Here is a 17643-nt window from a genome sequence, read left to right as displayed (position 1 = left end):
ACAATGACAATCACCTTTGCTCACCCTGCTTTTAGTGCACTTTTCATATTGCTTGGCGTGGTTTGGTATTTCCGGCGCGGGAAAAATATCACCCACGCACTAATGCGCTGTTTACTGGTCACCTTGATCACGCTGGCTTTAATGGAGCCGGTTGTACTGTTACCCTCAGATTCAGTTCATCAGGTGGTAATTGTTGATCAAAGCCAAAGTATGGGTGGCAATAACAAACAGGCGGCCAGCCGCAAAGCTGAGGCATATATTGAATCACTCCCTGTTGGTACATTCGATATTATTGTTACCGGCACCGACGAATTCGCTCTGGCCCAAACAAAGGTAAACCCAATTGCACAAGCCTCGCTGTCGTTAACACAAGCCGTGTCGTTAGCCATCGATAAAGTGCCATACGGGCAACGCGGCGTGATCACCTTATTTAGCGACGGTAAAGCCACTGATGATCACTGGGAGAGTGTTCTTGCGCGCCTGAAAAGCCGTAATATTGTGCTGAACTGGATCGAATATAACAACGTTCAGCCACAGCCCAGTATCCAGTCAGTCGACTACTCAACCTTTTTCCCGGGCCAAACCACAACCCTAACAGTAAAGGTTCAAGCCTCATCAGCCTTAGCGTCACCATTACAACTGCGTATTGTCTCAGGTGATAAAACTATTAACGAGATGACGTTAGAAGGTGAAACAGAAGACGCTTTATATTCGGCATCATTTGAGATAGCCCCAACGACGACCGACTTTTTACCTCTGTCGGTTTTGTTAGTGAATCACGAGAATCTGATTATTGATACGCGTTCCAAGGTGTTAGCCGTACAAAGCCCAGTGCCCATTTTACTTGGCTCACCGTATCAGCAAGACCAAATTCCTATGCAGGCATTGTTAGGCAATGCATTTAAGGTAACGCATGTACCCTATCCATGGTCAACGTCCATCGACTTTACGCATTTTGATGCAGTTATCCTCAATAACGCGGCTAAGTCTGTATTACCTGACTCTGCACAAACTTCATTGAGTCACGCCGTAAAAGAGGGTACCGGCCTACTGTACACAGGAGCGGAGCCGGCATTTTCCACCAATGGGTTATCTAATGGAGCACTTGCCAAACTGCTCCCAGTACGAATTGATAATACCGATACTAAGCGGGAGCCAGGCATTTCACTGGCGATCATTATTGACAGCTCTGGCTCGATGCAAGGCCAACCCCTAGAGCTTGCCAAGCAGGTTGCTCGTTTAGCAGTGCGAAAATTAAAACCACAGGATCAGGTTGGTATTGTTGAGTTTTACGGTACTCGTCAATGGGCAATACCGATGCAACCGGTTGCCAATACCGACGATCTTGAAAGGGCTATTGGTAAACTACAGGCACAAGGCGGAAGTGAATTATTTCCCGCGATAGAAGAAGCCTATTTTGGGCTGAAAAATAGCCACAATAAATATCGTCACATCTTACTGATCACCGACGCCGCCGTGGAAGAAGATAACTATCAAAAGCTGCTGCAATATATCGCCTCTGACCAAATAAACGTGTCGACTGTACTCGTAGGCGATAATGCTTCCGGTGAAGAACGCATGTCTGAACTCGCCAATTGGGGAAAGGGGCGTTTTTACGCAATCTATAACGAATTCAGCATGGTTGAGCTTAATTTCCGGCAATCCGATCAATTACCGGCATCAGCCTATCAAACCGGTAGCTTTACGGTGCGAGATTTGCCGACCAACACGACGTTTCCCATTTCACTTAACGGCTATACTCGCGCCCCCATAAAGCCTTCGGCGGTAACACAGTGGGCTATCAACGACACTTCAGATACCTTACTCGCGTCCTGGTACTTTGGTGCAGGAAAGGTATCTGCACTTATGACTGAGCCACTAGGGAAAGGCACACAACCCTGGACAAACTGGCCTCAATACGGTCAACAGTTGGGCGACACCGTGGCGTCATTAACCACTATGGCTAAAAAGTCTGCGCTTAAAACTCAACGTACCTTTGACAAGGTTCATGTGCAATTTGAGACCACGCTAGGCACTAGTACCCCGCTGTTACAATGGAAGACTCCTGATTCCTCCACTTGGAGTCAACGACCGTTGCGCCAACGAGCACCAGGGTTGTTTAGCGAAGACGTAAATATACCGCGACATCAAGCCATGCTAATCATGGTTAACCACAATGGCCGAACGTATCGCGCAGCGCTTGAGCCCAATAGTGACCTACTACCTGAATACCAAAATAAAAATGTACACCCACAGAGGTTACCAACGGTTGTCAAAGAAACAGGCGGGCAAATGCTCACGCCATCGGCGCCGATTCACACCACCGAGCCTCACGGTCAGACACACTTAACTGCAATAGCATTGATGCCATTTGCCCTGTTGGCGTCGTTACTGCTTTATTTTATCGACATTATCTACCGCCGCTGGCCTGCGCGCCGCAGTGCGGGCTTTGCGGGAAACGTAATATGAGCTCGTCTTTAAAACCTGTCGTATTCGTATTGGCTCTTTTGGGGGTGCACTTGCCTGCGCCACTTAAGGCAATGACAACGAATGATTCGTCAAACACCATCAAGGAACAACCCAAGGCTACTGTTGAAGAACCTACCAAGGCCATATTGTCGGCTTGGGAAAACGGCGACTTGCAAAGGATTACCTTAGGGGCAAATACCGAAACAGACACTCAGCAACTTCTGCTTATGGCAGAAGCCTTTGAAGCTGAAGGTAACCTGGCTAAGGCGAAAAGTATCTACTCCAGGTTACTTGATCGCGCTAGCTTAAGCGTCTCACAGCAACACACGGTAATACTTAGACTTGCGCTACTAGCAGGAGATAATGCTGCCCTGACGTCGCTTGTCAAGACCGAGCCACAATTGGCCTATAAGATAGCAAAAGTAGTCGACATTCAAGCCGATAACACTCTGGCACTGACAATATTGAAATCAGCGCCCGCCGCTAGCGTGCCTGTCAACCTTACGCTGGCTACCTGGCTCATAGAGTCTGGTGAATTACGCGAAGCCCAGCAAACTGCCTGGTTAGCCTTCAATGCCGCCCAAAATAGTCATGATAAACAGTATGCACTGGCGCTATATGCCGAAGCGGTGAGAAAAAATCAGGATATTGAACGCGCGCTTTCGACACTATCAACCTATACCGACGACCCGTTCCTGACACCATTATACTTTGAGCTACTGCTAGAAGCCGGCCAGCTTGAAAAAGCGCTCGCACTCACAGAGCAAAGTACGCTCGATAGCATTCAAAGCAGAAAGGTTGCCTTGCTGACATTATCTGGAAACCAAGAAGCGTTAGTCGACTATTACCGCCAGTTGATGATCGCAACGCCTCATACTATTGACGGCTATTTTGGACTCGCTGGGCAGTTGGTAAATCGTGGCGATATTGGTGGTGCGAAGCAAGTATTTCAGCGTCTGGGCGAGAATAATCCAAACAATAAGCCACTTTTGCTGACGGCCGCCAGACGTATGCTTGCCATGAATATGCAAGACGAGGCAATTGCGCTGCTAACAACGCGTATAAGTGAAGCCCAAACCGATCCACAAATTAACTTTTTTCTGTTTGAAACCTATCTCAATAGCGGTAACGAGGAAGCTGCAAAACGTATTCTGGTGGAATTATCAAATACGATAGCGCCTAATAGCCCATCAAGGTTACTTATTGTCAGCGGCTTTGAGAAACTGCGGGACCCTGCAAAAGCCTTGTCACAACTTCAGCACTACCAAAATCATGGTGGCAGACTGTCTTACGACCAACAACTGCATCTTGCAGAGTTAGCCAAAGCAGCGGGACAAAATGACGTTGCTATTACGCAATGGGAAACACTCTGGAAACAGGTAACACTGCCTGCGCGTAAGTACTTTCTAGAAGGCTTACTGGTTAGAGCAACACAACAAGACGGCTCCACACAACATAAAATCACCCAATTAGAAAGCGGCTTACGATCAGGCAATCTCACCCTTCATGAACTCAATCTTCTGGTGGCGTTTTATCTGGTTGAAAACAACGTTGATAAAGCGGAAAAAGCCATCAACGACTATTCGCAACAACAGGCGTTGCCGCAAAAGCAACGGCTGACATTACTGGCCAACCTATTTGGTCGCAGTCATGCTTACGAAAAGCTCAATACAGTATGGAAGGCCCTGGCAAATATCGATCCGTCTAATGCTTCTCAGTACTGGCAACAAATCACACTAAATAGCATACGCAATAACGCCTTTGATATGAGTGGCCTGCAACCTGGCGAATCTTTGCAGGCACATCGACTAGCGCAAGTTAACCAGCTTATTACCAACCTCACACAAAGTCATCAGTCTAACGACCCGGCGTTCATTGCCAGCGTATACACCATGGCTGGGTTACCTGAAAAGGCAATTGACCAGTACAAAAAAGCCGTTAAAACTAACGCTTCGCCAGATGCCCTATTACAATTAACCCAGCTATACAAAAAAGAAGGGCAGTTTGAGCAAGCCGCCAGACTGTTGCAAATACACCTCGTCACCGCATCCAATAAAACCGATTACATCACCGCGGTTGACGGATTGCTTAATTTATTCGACTCTTCGGCCCAACACAGTAACGAGACACAGTCAGTCGCGTTACGAAACCACACATTCAGCTGGTTGCAGCGACAACTATTAGGTCGTCTGGTGTTTGCCAAAGACGACGAAACAGAATTAGTGTTATTAGCCGACATAGCGCAAACTCAAGGCGAGTTTGATACCGCTGAGCGCATTTACAACCTGCTGCTTGCGCAATCTCCACCTCAGCGGGCAACATTACTGAGAAGCATGATTTCCCAGTATAGCGGTGCTAATCAACAGAGCAGCTCGTCAGGGCCCACCATCGGTGATAAGCAAAAAGAGCTCACATACGGACGACGTCTGCTGGCGCTTAAATATGACTTCCCCCCGGCGCTTTATGCCAGCCTTGGCCGCTCACTACTGGCTGACAACGACATTGCAGGTGCCGAGCAGGCATTTTCGCTAATGACCAACATTCCTGGCATCTTAAACGTCAAGCAACTTAAAGCGGATGCCTATGTCAGCCAACACTTAGATACCACTGCGCTGAACTATTTTAAAGAAGCCCTGCAGGTCGACCAGTCAAACTTTGATTTATTACGAAAAACCGCTGTGCTCGAAGAGCAATTTGGTGAAGGGGCGGTTGCAAATTATTGGTATTGGCAAGGGTTAAAGCGGCTGATTAATCAGGCACCTCACTATCAAGCAGCGTTTTCAAACAGACGACTCTCCGACGGCTATCGATACTTCCCAACGCTATCCGAAGGACTTCTGCTAACGTTACAATATCAATCTGACCCGCAGCACGTCTTGAGCGAACTTAAAGACATGTTGGAAAAATCACTCCGAAGTCTACCGCCTCAAGCTGAGTCAGACACAGATATCAATGCCTATCCTCGTGTGTCGATGATTCAGGAGCTAATTCACCGCATAGCGCTACAACAAGGGAATTGGTCAGATTGGCGAACATCCCTTGAGCAAATACAGCGTCAGTTTGGACACGCTAACCCTATAACGCAAGCGCTAATAAAGCATGACCAGACGCTGCCTGACTCACCAATAGACAATCTTCAAAGGCAGGCAAAAAACGAAGGTAACTTTACGCTAGTGCTGGCACTTGCGATAGAACGAGCAAACTGGGACGCGGTGATTAATCTGGCCACAACATTAGTGCAACGCATTAAGTCTGAGGGGGAAATTAACGCCATTACCGGCAGCAATTACATTACGTTGCTAAGTGCTGCCGTTAATAAAATGCCCGAACACCCATTTATCAATAGGTTTTGGCCTGCAATAAGCAAACTCCCCCAGCAAACCTTGGTTATGTTTCAGCTGCAACGCTACTTACCCGATACGTTTGAAGCGTTAACGCGTAAACTGGGGGCGCCAATACTCACCGATGCCCAATTCGTTTCAATGGCTATTGAGCATATAAATACGCCACCGCTGCCTGGCATGCCCTACGCCATGTTTAATGAAGCCTTTAACAACCTGCTGTTCAGTAAAATGTCTGCCACTGAACAACTGCGCTTATGGCAAAGCATCGAGCATCATTACAGTATGACACACGCACCAACGGCCATTCGCGACGACATAGTCAAAAACGTGCTTAGCAAGCCAATAAAGCCTGCACAGCAACAACAGGTCGCCGAGCTGTTACATCATTATATTACGGCCAATAAATCGGGGCCTGCTCCCTGTTCGGCAATGGCACCCAAAGCCCTATTGTTGAATATCGCCATGGAAAATCAGCCACTTGTGTTAACCCAAGCCAATGACGTGGCGGCATTATCAAAACAATGTGCATCACTTCCTGATTTTCTGACTCACTTTTATGCGGGTAATTTACAGGAGGCTTATACCGCACTTAGGGCGTTAAATAAGGCCGCGGCGAATGGCCTTAGCTTTCCCATTTTTGAAGACGTGACTCGGCGCTATTTCAGTGAGCAAAGACAGGCTTATATTGATAACTTTTTCAGCCAGTCGCTTATTTCTTCTGATGATGCCCATCAGTTTATTACCGAGATTGTACAGGTAGAAAACAACCGTCAAGTACAACAACAGTATCTCGAAGCACTGCATACACGCCTACCCAATGATGATGTAATTTTTAATCGTCTGGTTCAACTGCTCTGGCAGACAAAACAAACCGATAAATTGGTCGACATCATTAGACAATGGTCACCCGCAGAAGCCAACTCTGACAAACAGCACTTGCTGCATTTTTTACATAAAATAAATCAGGCTACACAACGAGGCAATACACCGAAAGACGCAAGCGGACAACCCGTTATCAACGCTGATGCTCTTGTTGCCTGGTTGAATAAATCACTGTCTAGCGGCCCAGATAATGGCGGGCTTCCCGCATTGTATAGTGCTGCCTTTACTGAATATGCCAGCCTGTTTCCCAAAGACGAACTGGTGATAGCCTTAAAAGAACGTCAAGGTGGTAAGCAAGTCGCCGCACCAACAACCGTCAATAAACCCGATATAGCGCGGATTGTTAGCACATTTAAACAGGATAAACACAAAGCGGTTAGGTTACTCAATACCTTGTGGAGAAATGGTATCGAGGGAGGAAAGCAGTTTGATGGCAGCGCGTTAAGTCGAGAGCAACTGACCCATGAGTTTTTTGATAGCCAAGGAAATCCATCGGCTACGTTTAGTGGCCAGGAAGATGCCTTACGGGAAATAGCCGCCTTTCCAGAAGGGTCGGCGTTATTTGAAAACTGGTTAACCGCCATGCCAGTTGAACATCGAGGAACCGAACAGAGACTGTATAACCTGGTGGTAACAGGCTGGCAAAGACAAGGGATTATTGATAACAACATCCATGAACTGCTTGAGCGATTAACCACAGCGGATTTTACCGCTCACGATTTGCAATTACTGGTATCTGCCATGGCGCAAAGTGGCATTACCGCCCCTCGTCAGCAGCTTGATTTGCTGCGAGAGCAAGCGCTAGCGCTAAATAATGCGTCGTTTTATCTTCGTCTGGGGCTAGCCGATGTGTTCTCTCAGGCAGGCTTATTTAACGAAGCGGGCGAATGGCTGTTAGCGGCAGTTTGGCAACTGCACTTCCCGGCCTTAACGTTACACAACCGTATTGTGCAAAACCGGTTTAACGCCCCCAAACTCTTAGATGTGGTAAAACAACTCGGTACCTGGCGTAACAATCAACAGGCTAGCCAATTACTCGCAAAGGTAATTCAGATAAGTCAGCCTGTACTTGTGCTCAATCCCGAGCTGCTACCTTACTGGCAGTCCTTTGTGCTGCGTGCACACGCCGAGCTTGGCATAAAGGTTAACCGGTCATTGCTCACTATTGCGATTGAAGAAAGTTCTCCGGTGCTGGCTTTATCATTGGCAAAATACCAACGTGATGTAGAAAAGGACACTCAGAAATCAGTGACCACGGTGCTGAAAGGTCTTAACCAGTTTGTTAACACCGCGAAAAGCGGCAAGTACAATCGTGAACTCAATACGATGCTAAGTCGACTATATGGACCTCAGTCACCATTAACCGAGCAAGATATACTCATGCCATGGTTTACCTCTCTTGTTGATAGTGCCTCAGCATCCTGGCGTCAGGCTCTCTTTGAGCAACTGTCTTACCGCACTCAAAGCGAGGACAAACTCACTCCTTTCTTAACGTACCTGGGAAAGGTAACCCCAAATTAAAGGGAAAGGGTGTAAAGGTAGCGTAGTCATTCACTGCGCTACCTGAGTTGTTTGAGCAAAGGGTAACCGGCAAAAGCGCCCTGCCGCCATGGGCCAACAGAAAAACACCTTTATCGTGCTGGCTTTTACCATTTCACGAAACAAGGAAAGTACTTACACCGGTAACGCCGTACTTTTGCGCGGCGACTTCAATACAAAAGAGGAATGAACACCACTCACTCCCTCTACCCGCGTCAGTTTATTGAGTAAAAACTGCTGAAAATCGTCCATGTCTTTTACAATGACCTTTAACAAATAATCAGCAGATTGCCCCGTGATCAGGTGGCTTTCCAATACCTCGGGAAACGTCGCGATGGCATTGTCGAATTTTTCAAAACGTTCCGGTGTATGCTTGTCCATCACTATTTGAATAAACGATACTAACGTTAATCCCATTTTCCGGGCATTCACCAGTGCTACGTAGCCATCAATAAAGCCACTGTCTTCTAGCTGCTTTACACGTCTGAGGCAAGGCGATGGAGACAGGTTTACCGCTTCAGCCAGCTCTTGATTGGATATCCGACCATTTTTCTGCAAGGTCTCCAATATCAGTTTGCCTATCTTATCCAATTCCACACCCCACCCCTTTAAAGACATAATAAATCAACAATAACACAATTTTAGCTATATTATTGCGTCCAACATGTAAAGCTAGCAAGAGTTAGCAATCCTCTGCCAATCGAAAAGACGTACACTAGTGCAAACGTTAATCCGCTGTGGAGATTTCTTATTATGCTGACTCATCCAGACACCAAATATCAAAAATTTGTCGGGGTTTCTCTGCCCGATCGTCAATGGCCTGATAACGCGATTACGCAGGCTCCCATTTGGATGAGTACGGATCTGCGTGATGGTAATCAGGCATTAATTGACCCTATGTCCATTGAAACAAAACTGCGCTTTTTCAAAAAGCTTGTTGCCATTGGCTTTAAACAAATTGAAGTGGGGTTTCCGTCGGCATCCGACATTGATTTTCAGTTTGTCAGGTTGTTAATCGAAGCGGGGCATGTTCCCGATGACGTGACTATTGAGGTTCTCACACAAGCTCGATTTGACCTAATCGAGCGCACAGTGGAAAGTTTACGGGGCGCCAAAAATGCCATATTACATATGTACAATCCACTGGCTCCCGATTTTCGTGACATTGTGTATAACACCGATAAAGCGGGCGTAAAAGACATTGCCCTCAACGGTACACGTTGGGTAAAAACATTAACCGCTAACGCACCAGAAGTTAACTGGACCTATCAATATTCGCCAGAGGTGTTTTCCAGCACTGAAATCGATTTTGTTAAAGAGGTGGTCGATGAGGTGGTAGCGATTTGGCAGCCTTGTGTTGATAACAAAATAATTATTAATCTACCTGCCACCGTAGAAATGAATACACCCAATACCTATGCCGATCAGATTGAATGGATGCACCGTAATCTAAAAAATAGAGAGTGTATTGTACTGAGTGTGCACCCACACAATGACCGAGGTACCGCGGTAGCGGCAGCAGAACTGGCGTTAATGGCCGGAGCCGATCGTGTTGAAGGCTGTTTATTTGGTAACGGCGAGCGCACAGGTAATGTTGATCTGGTCACGCTGGCAATGAACATGTATTCCCAAGGCGTATCGCCGCAGTTGGATTTTTCGGACATTGACCAAGTACGCAAGCTGGTAGAGAAGTGTAATCAATTGCCCGTGCATCCCCGTCACCCCTACGCTGGCGAACTGGTGTACACCGCGTTTTCCGGCTCTCATCAAGATGCGATTAAAAAGGGGATGGCTGTACAAACCCAAGATAGCCGCTGGCGTGTTCCTTACCTACCTATTGATCCGTCAGATGTGGGACGAGGATTTGAGGCCGTGGTACGGGTAAATAGCCAATCAGGTAAAGGCGGTGTTGCTTTCTTGCTAGAACAAGAAGCAAATTTACAGTTACCCAGAAAGTTGCAGATTGAGTTTAGCGCCACAGTACAACGAGAAAACGACCTTTCGGGGAAAGAAATGTCGGGCCAACACATGGTAGCGCTATTTGAGCAAACCTACTTTGCTGCAACCTCTCCTTTTACCTACACCGACAGTACAATGCGTTCCACAGAAAATGGGCAGCAAACGGTTTCTATTCGATTTGCGCACAACAATGAGGTGTATGCCATTGAGGGAACGGGTAACGGGCCGGTCGAAGCGGCCGCAAATGCACTCAGTACATTCTTACACAAACAAGTTGATGTGGTGGACTATCATGAACATGCCATCGGAACGGGCGCAGGCGTAACGGCAGTGTGCCATATCGAGGTCAAGCTCGAGGGTGCTGGCTCCACGTTTGGTTGTGCCAGTGATAGCAATATCATCACCGCTGCACTTAAAGCACTACTTTCCGGAGTCAACCGATTGATGTAGCAACAATACAAACCGGTCCTGTGCAAGGTATAGGTAAGGTTCGCTCGTTAAAGTGACATGATATTTGCCATTGGAAGCCATTATGAAATCACTGTTTATGCTGGCCCTTATCGTCGTCACAGCCAATGCACTAGCGTGTAATTCAACTGTACCGTCTAGCGAAATCCGCTTCGATTCACGCAGTCGTCCGGTCATTGCTACCGAGGTTAACGGTCAGGGACCATATTACATGGTGGTCGACACAGGTGCCGAGACCAGCTTAATGGCGCCAGTATTGGCAGAGCTTCTCACTCTGAAAAGCTTTGACACTGGCCTTACCATTAATGGCGCAACCGGAACCGTCGCCGCAAAAGCCTTTGGTGTGGACTCATTTACCAGCAACTTATTTAGTGTGACTTACGTTGGCTTACTGGAGTTTCCCAATCCAGGCTCAACAGAAGCTGCTGGCGTTATCGGCATGGATCTATTTGCTAACCATGTGCTTTCTTTTGATTTTACCGAAGGCAAATTACAACTGGTTGAATCAGGACAGCTTACGGGCAACTACCACACCATTGAGGCAATCGAGGATGACAGCTTACTCATTCACATCATGGTAAAAATGAATGGTGTAGACATCCCCGCATTAATCGATACCGGTGCAGCTTTTAGCATTGCTAACCTCGCAGCCTTGAAGGCACTAGGCTGGCAATCTACGGATACCCGCCTGTCTGATGACGGCAGCATACTCGGTGCCACCGCAGACGAAAGTAAAATCAAAAAGGCCAGCATCGACACCCTATCGATGGGCGGTATCAGTATGCAGGATGTGCCTATTCGCTTTACCCTGCAAGTCGATGGTCAGTCGCCATCGCTCATTTTAGGCACAGACGTACTCAATAGTCTTATGGGGTTTGCGATTGATTTTCCACAGCAAAAGTTCTTAATCAGACTCCCGTAAAACGGGTTAACCCCCTCTTTTAGTGGGTGGCAATTTACTTGCCACACTCATCAGACACCTATTGGTTATCAGCAGCATCTTCGCCTGTTAAGGGGATCAGTTTCGGACTTTCAATCGGTGAATTTTGCAAACCTGGTACTGCAAATAGCAGTTCACTCACTGGCTTATTGAATTCCACCTGAATATCTGGAGATAACGTTGTTTTTGACAATACCTCAGAAACGGCTTTCAAACCGGTATCACGTAAACCTGCAATCGTAAATACCATACCATCGCTGGTGCGCAAAAGGTTTACGTAACCGTAATCTTTATAAACATAGTCCTCTACCCTGCCATAGGGTTCGGATGTTCTATAGCGTTGATTGTTGATTGTGTTAACTAACTCGTCATACCCCATACCTGGCACTAAGGTTGATGAATCGAAAACGATTGACCCGAGGAACCCCATTCCACTTATTAAGCCAATGTAAATAATGTCATTGCCTTTGATAATCTCCGCACTCGCCTCAGACACGTTGAGCACTTTAACGGGCCGACCCAGGTTGTTAATGTCATCCAACAAATTACCTAAAGCAAAGCCAACCGATACCGGTAAATAAGTAATATCTATCGCTTTCATGTTGTCAAAGTCTTGCGCTTTTCGACTATTCCAATGTTCAAGGTCAGAAGCGCTATTAATACGGAAATCTCGGACATAACGAGTAAGATGCTCGCCGGATGCCGTATCCATCACCTGCCCAATCAGGTAATAGTCGCCCAGCAAAACAATGATCGGTTTGGTACTTTTACTCAGAGACTGCCAAAGCTGATTTTGCGGTATTGCAATTTCAGCCTTTTGTTCTGTAATACTCACCTGAATAAGGATAAACAGGACCAACAGTAAACAGAGCCCCCAGGGCAAAAGCGCAAGTCGTGAAGCCCTTGTCTCTTTTCTTGTTGTTTTGTCTTCACTCACTTCAAACGTTAGTGAGTACGCCCCTTTAGGGATGCGGATCCGGTGACTAAAATGATGCCCTTCGCCAGCATAAAATTCATCCAGCTTTTTGCGTAGCCGGTACATATACACCCGCACGGAGGAATCGTCAGATAAGGCTGCATCCTGCCTGCCAAACACGGCGTTGGCCAACACCTGCTCAGTCGGAGCTAAGCCCTCCCTGTGCTCCATCAAAAACTCAAAAAGCTGCCAAAGTTTGCTGTTTTTACCCAACAGGTTGCTGTCTTTTATTGCTTTGAAATGCCACTCAATTGTTTCGTTACCTGAATGAGGCGCTTCGGCCATTATTTGTCTCTCCCACAGGTCACCGCTGCCATTACAACCTCATTGTAACGTTAATGTAACGGTAAATAACCTATTAATTTTATACCACTATTCTAACCTCAGGCTTCCAGTTCACATCAGGCAGTGACCGATGAAAACAATAATGAAATTAACCCTATTAACAGTGGGCTTATGCCAGTCAGGACCACTTTTGGCCGAGCCGGAAAGCCATACAAATGAAGCCGACACTGAGCGCGTTTTAATTTACGGTAGAGCATCCGAACTTAATGGTGAGGCAGCCTCGGCCAACGAAGGTCAGGTAAGCGGCCAAGATTTACTCACCCGTCCAATGTTAAAAGTGGCAGAGCTACTAGAAGCTATGCCTGGCATGGTTGCAGTGCAGCATTCGGGCAGCGGTAAGGCAAATCAGTATTTTTTGCGGGGCTTTAACCTTGATCATGGTACCGACTTTTCAACCAGTATTGACGGTGTGCCTATCAACCTTCCCTCTCATGGTCATGGCCATGGCTACCTCGATATTAACGGACTGATTACCGAAACAGTGGATCGCGTTGCCTATCGAAAAGGCCCCTACTACGCCTCAGGCGGTGACTTTTCGCTGGCCGGGAGTTCTGCAATTACAACCATCGATCATTTGCCCAACGCGTTTATTTCTGCCGAAGCAGGCTCTTACGGCTGGCACCGCTTTGCCGTGGGAAATTCGCTGGAATTGGGTGGTGACAACCTGACTTTTATTGCCGAAACCAAAGGTTATAATGGCCCATGGCAACGTGATGAAAACCTCAAACACAATGCCATTTGGCTAAAATACGCAGCCAGCACCGCATTGGGTGAACTGACTGCATCACTATCGGGTTACCATGCAACCTGGCAACCCACCGAGCAAATCCCTCAGCGAGCCATTGGCAGTGCTGTTTGTAAAGATGCATTTTGTGCGCTGGACTCTTCCTCTACAGGGAAAACCCACCGCTGGATTGCCAGTGCTTCGTTACTGGCAGACAATTGGCAGGGTACTGTTTACGCTCAATTTTATGATTGGGAAATGGAGTCTAACCCAACCTATGACTATCAGATCAATCAGTCGGATAAACGATTCGTGCTGGGCGGGTGGGCAGAATCGCTGTTAGTTGACTCCGACACCGTGCAACTTACCACAGGGGTAAGCTACCGAGGTGACTTTATTTCTCCGGTTGGTCTGGCCCATCATGAAGATGGAAAATTTGTAGAAACGCTGAGTAAAAATGATATAAATCAGCATGCCATCGGTATATATAGCAATATTAACTGGAACATTACTTCTAAATTACGATTACTGGGTGGCCTGCGAGCAGACCATTACGAATTTGATGTAACAGCCTTAAGCAACAATGCTGCGCAAGGGACAGCCAATGATAACCTCATCCAACCAAAAATAGGCGCAGCCTTCGAATTAACCGATTATCTGGAGTGGTATGCGAATTGGGGTAAGGGGTTCCATTCTAACGATGCACGCGGCATTGTAAACGGCATCCGCGCGTTATCTGCCGGTTATGGCAAAGAACTCGGTGCCCGCTTAAATACAGGGTGGGTAAAATGGACGGCGACTTACTGGTGGCTCGATCAGGACAGTGAGCTCATTTTTATTGGTGACTCAAACTCTGTGGAGCCAAAAGGTGGCTCAAATCGTGAAGGCTACGAAATTACCGCCTTTGCACAACCCATAGAGGGACTCGCTATTGATGCCAGCTACACGTCCAGTAAGGCCCGCTATAAGGATAATGCCGATGGTATAAATGTGGAAAACGCTATCGAAGAGTCAGCACAACTAGGCATATCCTACCTGGCAAATGACTGGGAAATTAACGCGCGACTGCGCTATCTCGGCCCGTACGCCTTAACGTCGGATAATAGCCAACGGGCCAAAAGTCTCACTAATGTCAGTATCAGAGGGTCTTACATGTGGAATTCGATTACCCTTTACGGAGAGGTTATTAATCTGTTAGACACCGACAGAAATGATATCACCTACTATTACCCTGCCTATATAGCGGGCCTTGATCCCGCTAACCTTTCGTCCGAAACGCTTGATTGTACTGCTGTTAACTGCACTATGGGCCGAATAACAGAACCGCGCTCCTTGCGTGTGGGAGTAAAGTACTCCTTTTAACTAAACGTATCCAATAATTCGTTTTACTGGTTTGCGCATCAAGCTAATGCTGATGCGCTTTTTTTATTGCGCCTTCAAGAATACTCATTAAAACACGCAGCACTTTATAGCATCATCAATATTCAGTACGTATGTTGTTAGCATACCCTCTACAAGCATACATTATCTTAACCAGCGATTGCCTTTGTAGAGTTCGGTTTAGGCGAGCCTGATAAGTTACGCGGCGGCAAACTGCCGTCAACAATTACGACAGAGTCACCGAAGATACTGCAACGGTGACCGCGCGAAGCGAGTGATTATCCCGAATCGCGTTGGTATAGAGCACCGTCCTGCTAATGTGATCAAAAAAGCGGTTCGGCGATTGCCAAGCCGATGCCGTTTTAGAGAAGCCAGGAACGAGCACAATTGTCAGCCTGTTAAAACGAAAAGTAAGTTATACCTGACACCTAAGGTAGCAGCGAAAAGTGCGACTGATGTAGCCCGGGCTATGGTTGAAACTCAGTCGAAATATCAAGGCTATGCTCACACAGTCACGGTGGGTAATGGTCGTAAATTCTGTGCTCATGAGTGGGTTGCAGAGAAGCGGAAAACCGATATTTAGTTCGCGAATCCGTATTCATCCTAGGGCGTGTTGATCTTTGCTGTGCATTTTTGCAGCAGTCCGTAGCCGGCTAGTGTGCATCATTGAGGCAAGGCGGGTGGTTGCAGGTCTAGTGGGTCTAAATCAAAAACACCCAACGCAGTATAAATGACGCACAAGCGCTGCTCGAAGGGGTCGTCATGAGAGCACTTTACTCTTTGTCACAGTCCTTTGACTTAAAACCACCAGGTCTGCAGGGCTGTTTCGCGATTAAAATGCTTTCATATAGACCAAAATTCGTACAGCAAGGATCAACACGCCCTCGCAACACGGACTAAATAAAAACGTCAACGGCTTGTTGCCCCAATACTTACCTAAAGGCAACGAATTGTGGACAGTAACGGACAAACAGATTGCCGAAATTGAACGGACATGAAATGCCAAACTATAGTCAGACCGAGAAAGTGTCTCGGCTATACGCAACCTATTGTAGCACTCTATGAACTACACGAGGCTGCCTAATCTAGCGAGTGATGCATTTATCATCTGAATTCGGCACTTACAATAAGTTATTTTTGGAATAACCTATACTTCATGAGCCGAAACTGTTGTTTAGTGCGCCGCCATCCAATGGCCAATGACGTTATGCAAAAAAACAATCCACATAGAGATAACAATAACATTACGATATCCCAAAGCGGGCGATTAGTGAGCAAGAATTGAAAGTCCAGACTATGTAAGCCGTTATATAGCCAGCGTTGCACTCGCTTAATATGAGTCGAGCGACTAAGCAATTCACCCGTTGAAGCATCGATGTAAAACCAACTTTTTTCAGAGTCGTTAAAACGAAAACGATAAACGGGTAAAGGTTTGTAGCGATTGTGCGTGGTGTAATAGTAATTGTCGTATGCTTCCAATCGCTCAACCGCAAGCAGTGAGTTTTCAGGCATTAGAGCATTCACACTGTCGGTAATCCTGCGCTTTAATGACGCATCCGTAAGATTTACCGCGAACCGACGGTCGATGGTTGTTGCGACCAATACTCCATGGCCATTAATCGCAGTCCATGATAACTCTTTCAGATTGTCGTCTGCGCCCTCTTGCAGATAATCCAGCAGTTGTTGTTGAAATATCCAAAAGGCTTGCGCTTCACCTTCATACCATTGACGTTGCTCTCTGACTGAGGATTTGTCGTTAAATACACCAAAGGGATTCATCGAAAACAAACCACTCACCAAGAATGTAAAGATAAAGAACACGCATGTCAGGCCAGAAAGGTGATGCCATTTACGCATACCAGTGTATGGAGTTACAGAGCCATTGTTATAACGTGTTTTAACCCGCAAGCGCCAATAACCGACCAATGTGCCGGTAATGAGAACAAAGATGCCAGCTAGCGATAGATAAATAATGGTGTTTGCCCAAACACCGGCGTGCAGTCGAAACTGCATTGGGTAAATCCAATGAATCGTTGATCCAACCCAATTCCAGGCGATTTCCCAGCTATTCGTATCCCTGACTAACTGGCCTGTGCGGCTGGAGATGTATAAAACCGTGCTGTTCTCATCATGCAAATCCAACTGATAAAGCGGTCTGTGATTATCTAAGCGTCTGGACATTGTCCATTGGTTTACGGTTATCATTTGGCGCAACTCAGGGCTCGCACCTTTCTGAAAATTTCGACCAATATCAGTGAGCTGCTCTGCATTCAGGCTGCTAAACGGTTTACCGTTATCCGCGTAAATCACTTCTGAGCGGTTATTCTGGTAAGTCACATAGAATACGGGTCGATTACCAATAGAGCTTAACGTGATTTTATTGATACCCGCGTTTGACTTGGTGTTATTTGCCAGCGTTGCTAAACCAGGTTGAAGTGTCTTCCAATTAAGATTAGCGAGTGACTGGCGTCTTTCCGCCTCGGTAAGCTCAGGATAGTCGACATACATCATCACTACACCAGAAGCGAACCAAAGGGCCATAAACAAACACAAAGCGATACCCAACCAGCGATGCATTAAAAAACAGTACTGTTTAAATTTCTTCACTATTTTTCAG

Annotated in this window: 8 protein-coding genes and 1 pseudogene; 6 read left to right on the top strand and 3 right to left on the bottom strand. The window is 46.7% G+C overall.

The annotated features are described in order from the left end of the window. The first annotated feature begins 3 nt into the window (after window positions 1-3). Both AC2T0J_RS10210 and AC2T0J_RS10205 read left to right on the top strand, forming a co-directional pair. Window positions 4-2469, top strand: a complete 2466-nt coding sequence (locus AC2T0J_RS10210; protein WP_489810026.1) for a VWA domain-containing protein — start codon at window positions 4-6, stop codon at window positions 2467-2469. Next, window positions 2466-8216, top strand: coding sequence for a hypothetical protein (locus tag AC2T0J_RS10205; protein WP_489810025.1), 5751 nt, complete (start codon window positions 2466-2468; stop codon window positions 8214-8216). Before AC2T0J_RS10210 ends, AC2T0J_RS10205 begins: the two co-directional genes overlap by 4 nt. A 153-nt stretch (window positions 8217-8369) precedes the next feature. Here the strand turns inward: AC2T0J_RS10205 and AC2T0J_RS10200 are convergent, their stop codons facing one another. Beyond that, window positions 8370-8831 carry an Lrp/AsnC family transcriptional regulator gene (locus AC2T0J_RS10200; RefSeq protein WP_489810024.1) on the bottom strand — a complete coding sequence of 154 codons (462 nt, stop codon included), beginning with the start codon at window positions 8829-8831 and terminating at the stop codon, window positions 8370-8372. 156 nt (window positions 8832-8987) lie between these two features. Between AC2T0J_RS10200 and leuA the strand changes: the two genes are divergently transcribed. Continuing rightward, the gene (leuA, locus tag AC2T0J_RS10195; protein WP_489810023.1) at window positions 8988-10643 is read left to right on the top strand and encodes a 2-isopropylmalate synthase; all 1656 of its coding nucleotides are present in this window, start codon (window positions 8988-8990) and stop codon (window positions 10641-10643) included. A gap of 82 nt (window positions 10644-10725) precedes the next feature. After that, the gene (locus tag AC2T0J_RS10190; protein ID WP_489810022.1) at window positions 10726-11583 is read left to right on the top strand and encodes an aspartyl protease family protein; all 858 of its coding nucleotides are present in this window, start codon (window positions 10726-10728) and stop codon (window positions 11581-11583) included. A 58-nt stretch (window positions 11584-11641) separates the two neighbouring features. On the opposite strand, the gene AC2T0J_RS10185 is transcribed toward AC2T0J_RS10190, so the two are convergent. Continuing rightward, window positions 11642-12862 carry a winged helix-turn-helix domain-containing protein gene (locus tag AC2T0J_RS10185; protein ID WP_489810021.1) on the bottom strand — a complete coding sequence of 407 codons (1221 nt, stop codon included), beginning with the start codon at window positions 12860-12862 and terminating at the stop codon, window positions 11642-11644. 142 nt (window positions 12863-13004) lie between these two features. On the opposite strand from AC2T0J_RS10185, the gene AC2T0J_RS10180 reads away from it, so the two are divergent. After that, entirely contained in the window at window positions 13005-15008 is a 2004-nt protein-coding gene (locus AC2T0J_RS10180) for a TonB-dependent receptor (RefSeq protein WP_489810020.1), read from the top strand. Between the two features lie 192 nt (window positions 15009-15200). Further along, window positions 15201-15606: pseudogene (locus tag AC2T0J_RS10175) on the top strand (IS30 family transposase); the annotation flags it as partial. A gap of 551 nt (window positions 15607-16157) precedes the next feature. Here AC2T0J_RS10175 and AC2T0J_RS10170 read toward each other — a convergent pair. Next, window positions 16158-17633 (bottom strand): PepSY domain-containing protein, encoded by a 1476-nt coding sequence (locus tag AC2T0J_RS10170; protein ID WP_489810019.1) that lies wholly within the window; start codon window positions 17631-17633, stop codon window positions 16158-16160. Window positions 17634-17643: the final 10 nt, after the last annotated feature.

The sequence above is a fragment of the Alteromonas sp. ISO5 genome (genome assembly GCF_058105165.1).
This window is presented reverse-complemented; position numbering and strand designations above follow the sequence as displayed.

Coding starts and splice junctions, on each gene's coding strand:
- leuA (WP_489810023.1), top strand. CDS start 8,988: ATGCTGACTCATCCAGACACCAAATATCAAAAATTTGTCGGGGTTTCT.
- AC2T0J_RS10180 (WP_489810020.1), top strand. CDS start 13,005: ATGAAATTAACCCTATTAACAGTGGGCTTATGCCAGTCAGGACCACTT.
- AC2T0J_RS10205 (WP_489810025.1), top strand. CDS start 2,466: ATGAGCTCGTCTTTAAAACCTGTCGTATTCGTATTGGCTCTTTTGGGG.
- AC2T0J_RS10185 (WP_489810021.1), bottom strand. CDS start 12,862: ATGGCCGAAGCGCCTCATTCAGGTAACGAAACAATTGAGTGGCATTTC.
- AC2T0J_RS10190 (WP_489810022.1), top strand. CDS start 10,726: ATGAAATCACTGTTTATGCTGGCCCTTATCGTCGTCACAGCCAATGCA.
- AC2T0J_RS10210 (WP_489810026.1), top strand. CDS start 4: ATGACAATCACCTTTGCTCACCCTGCTTTTAGTGCACTTTTCATATTG.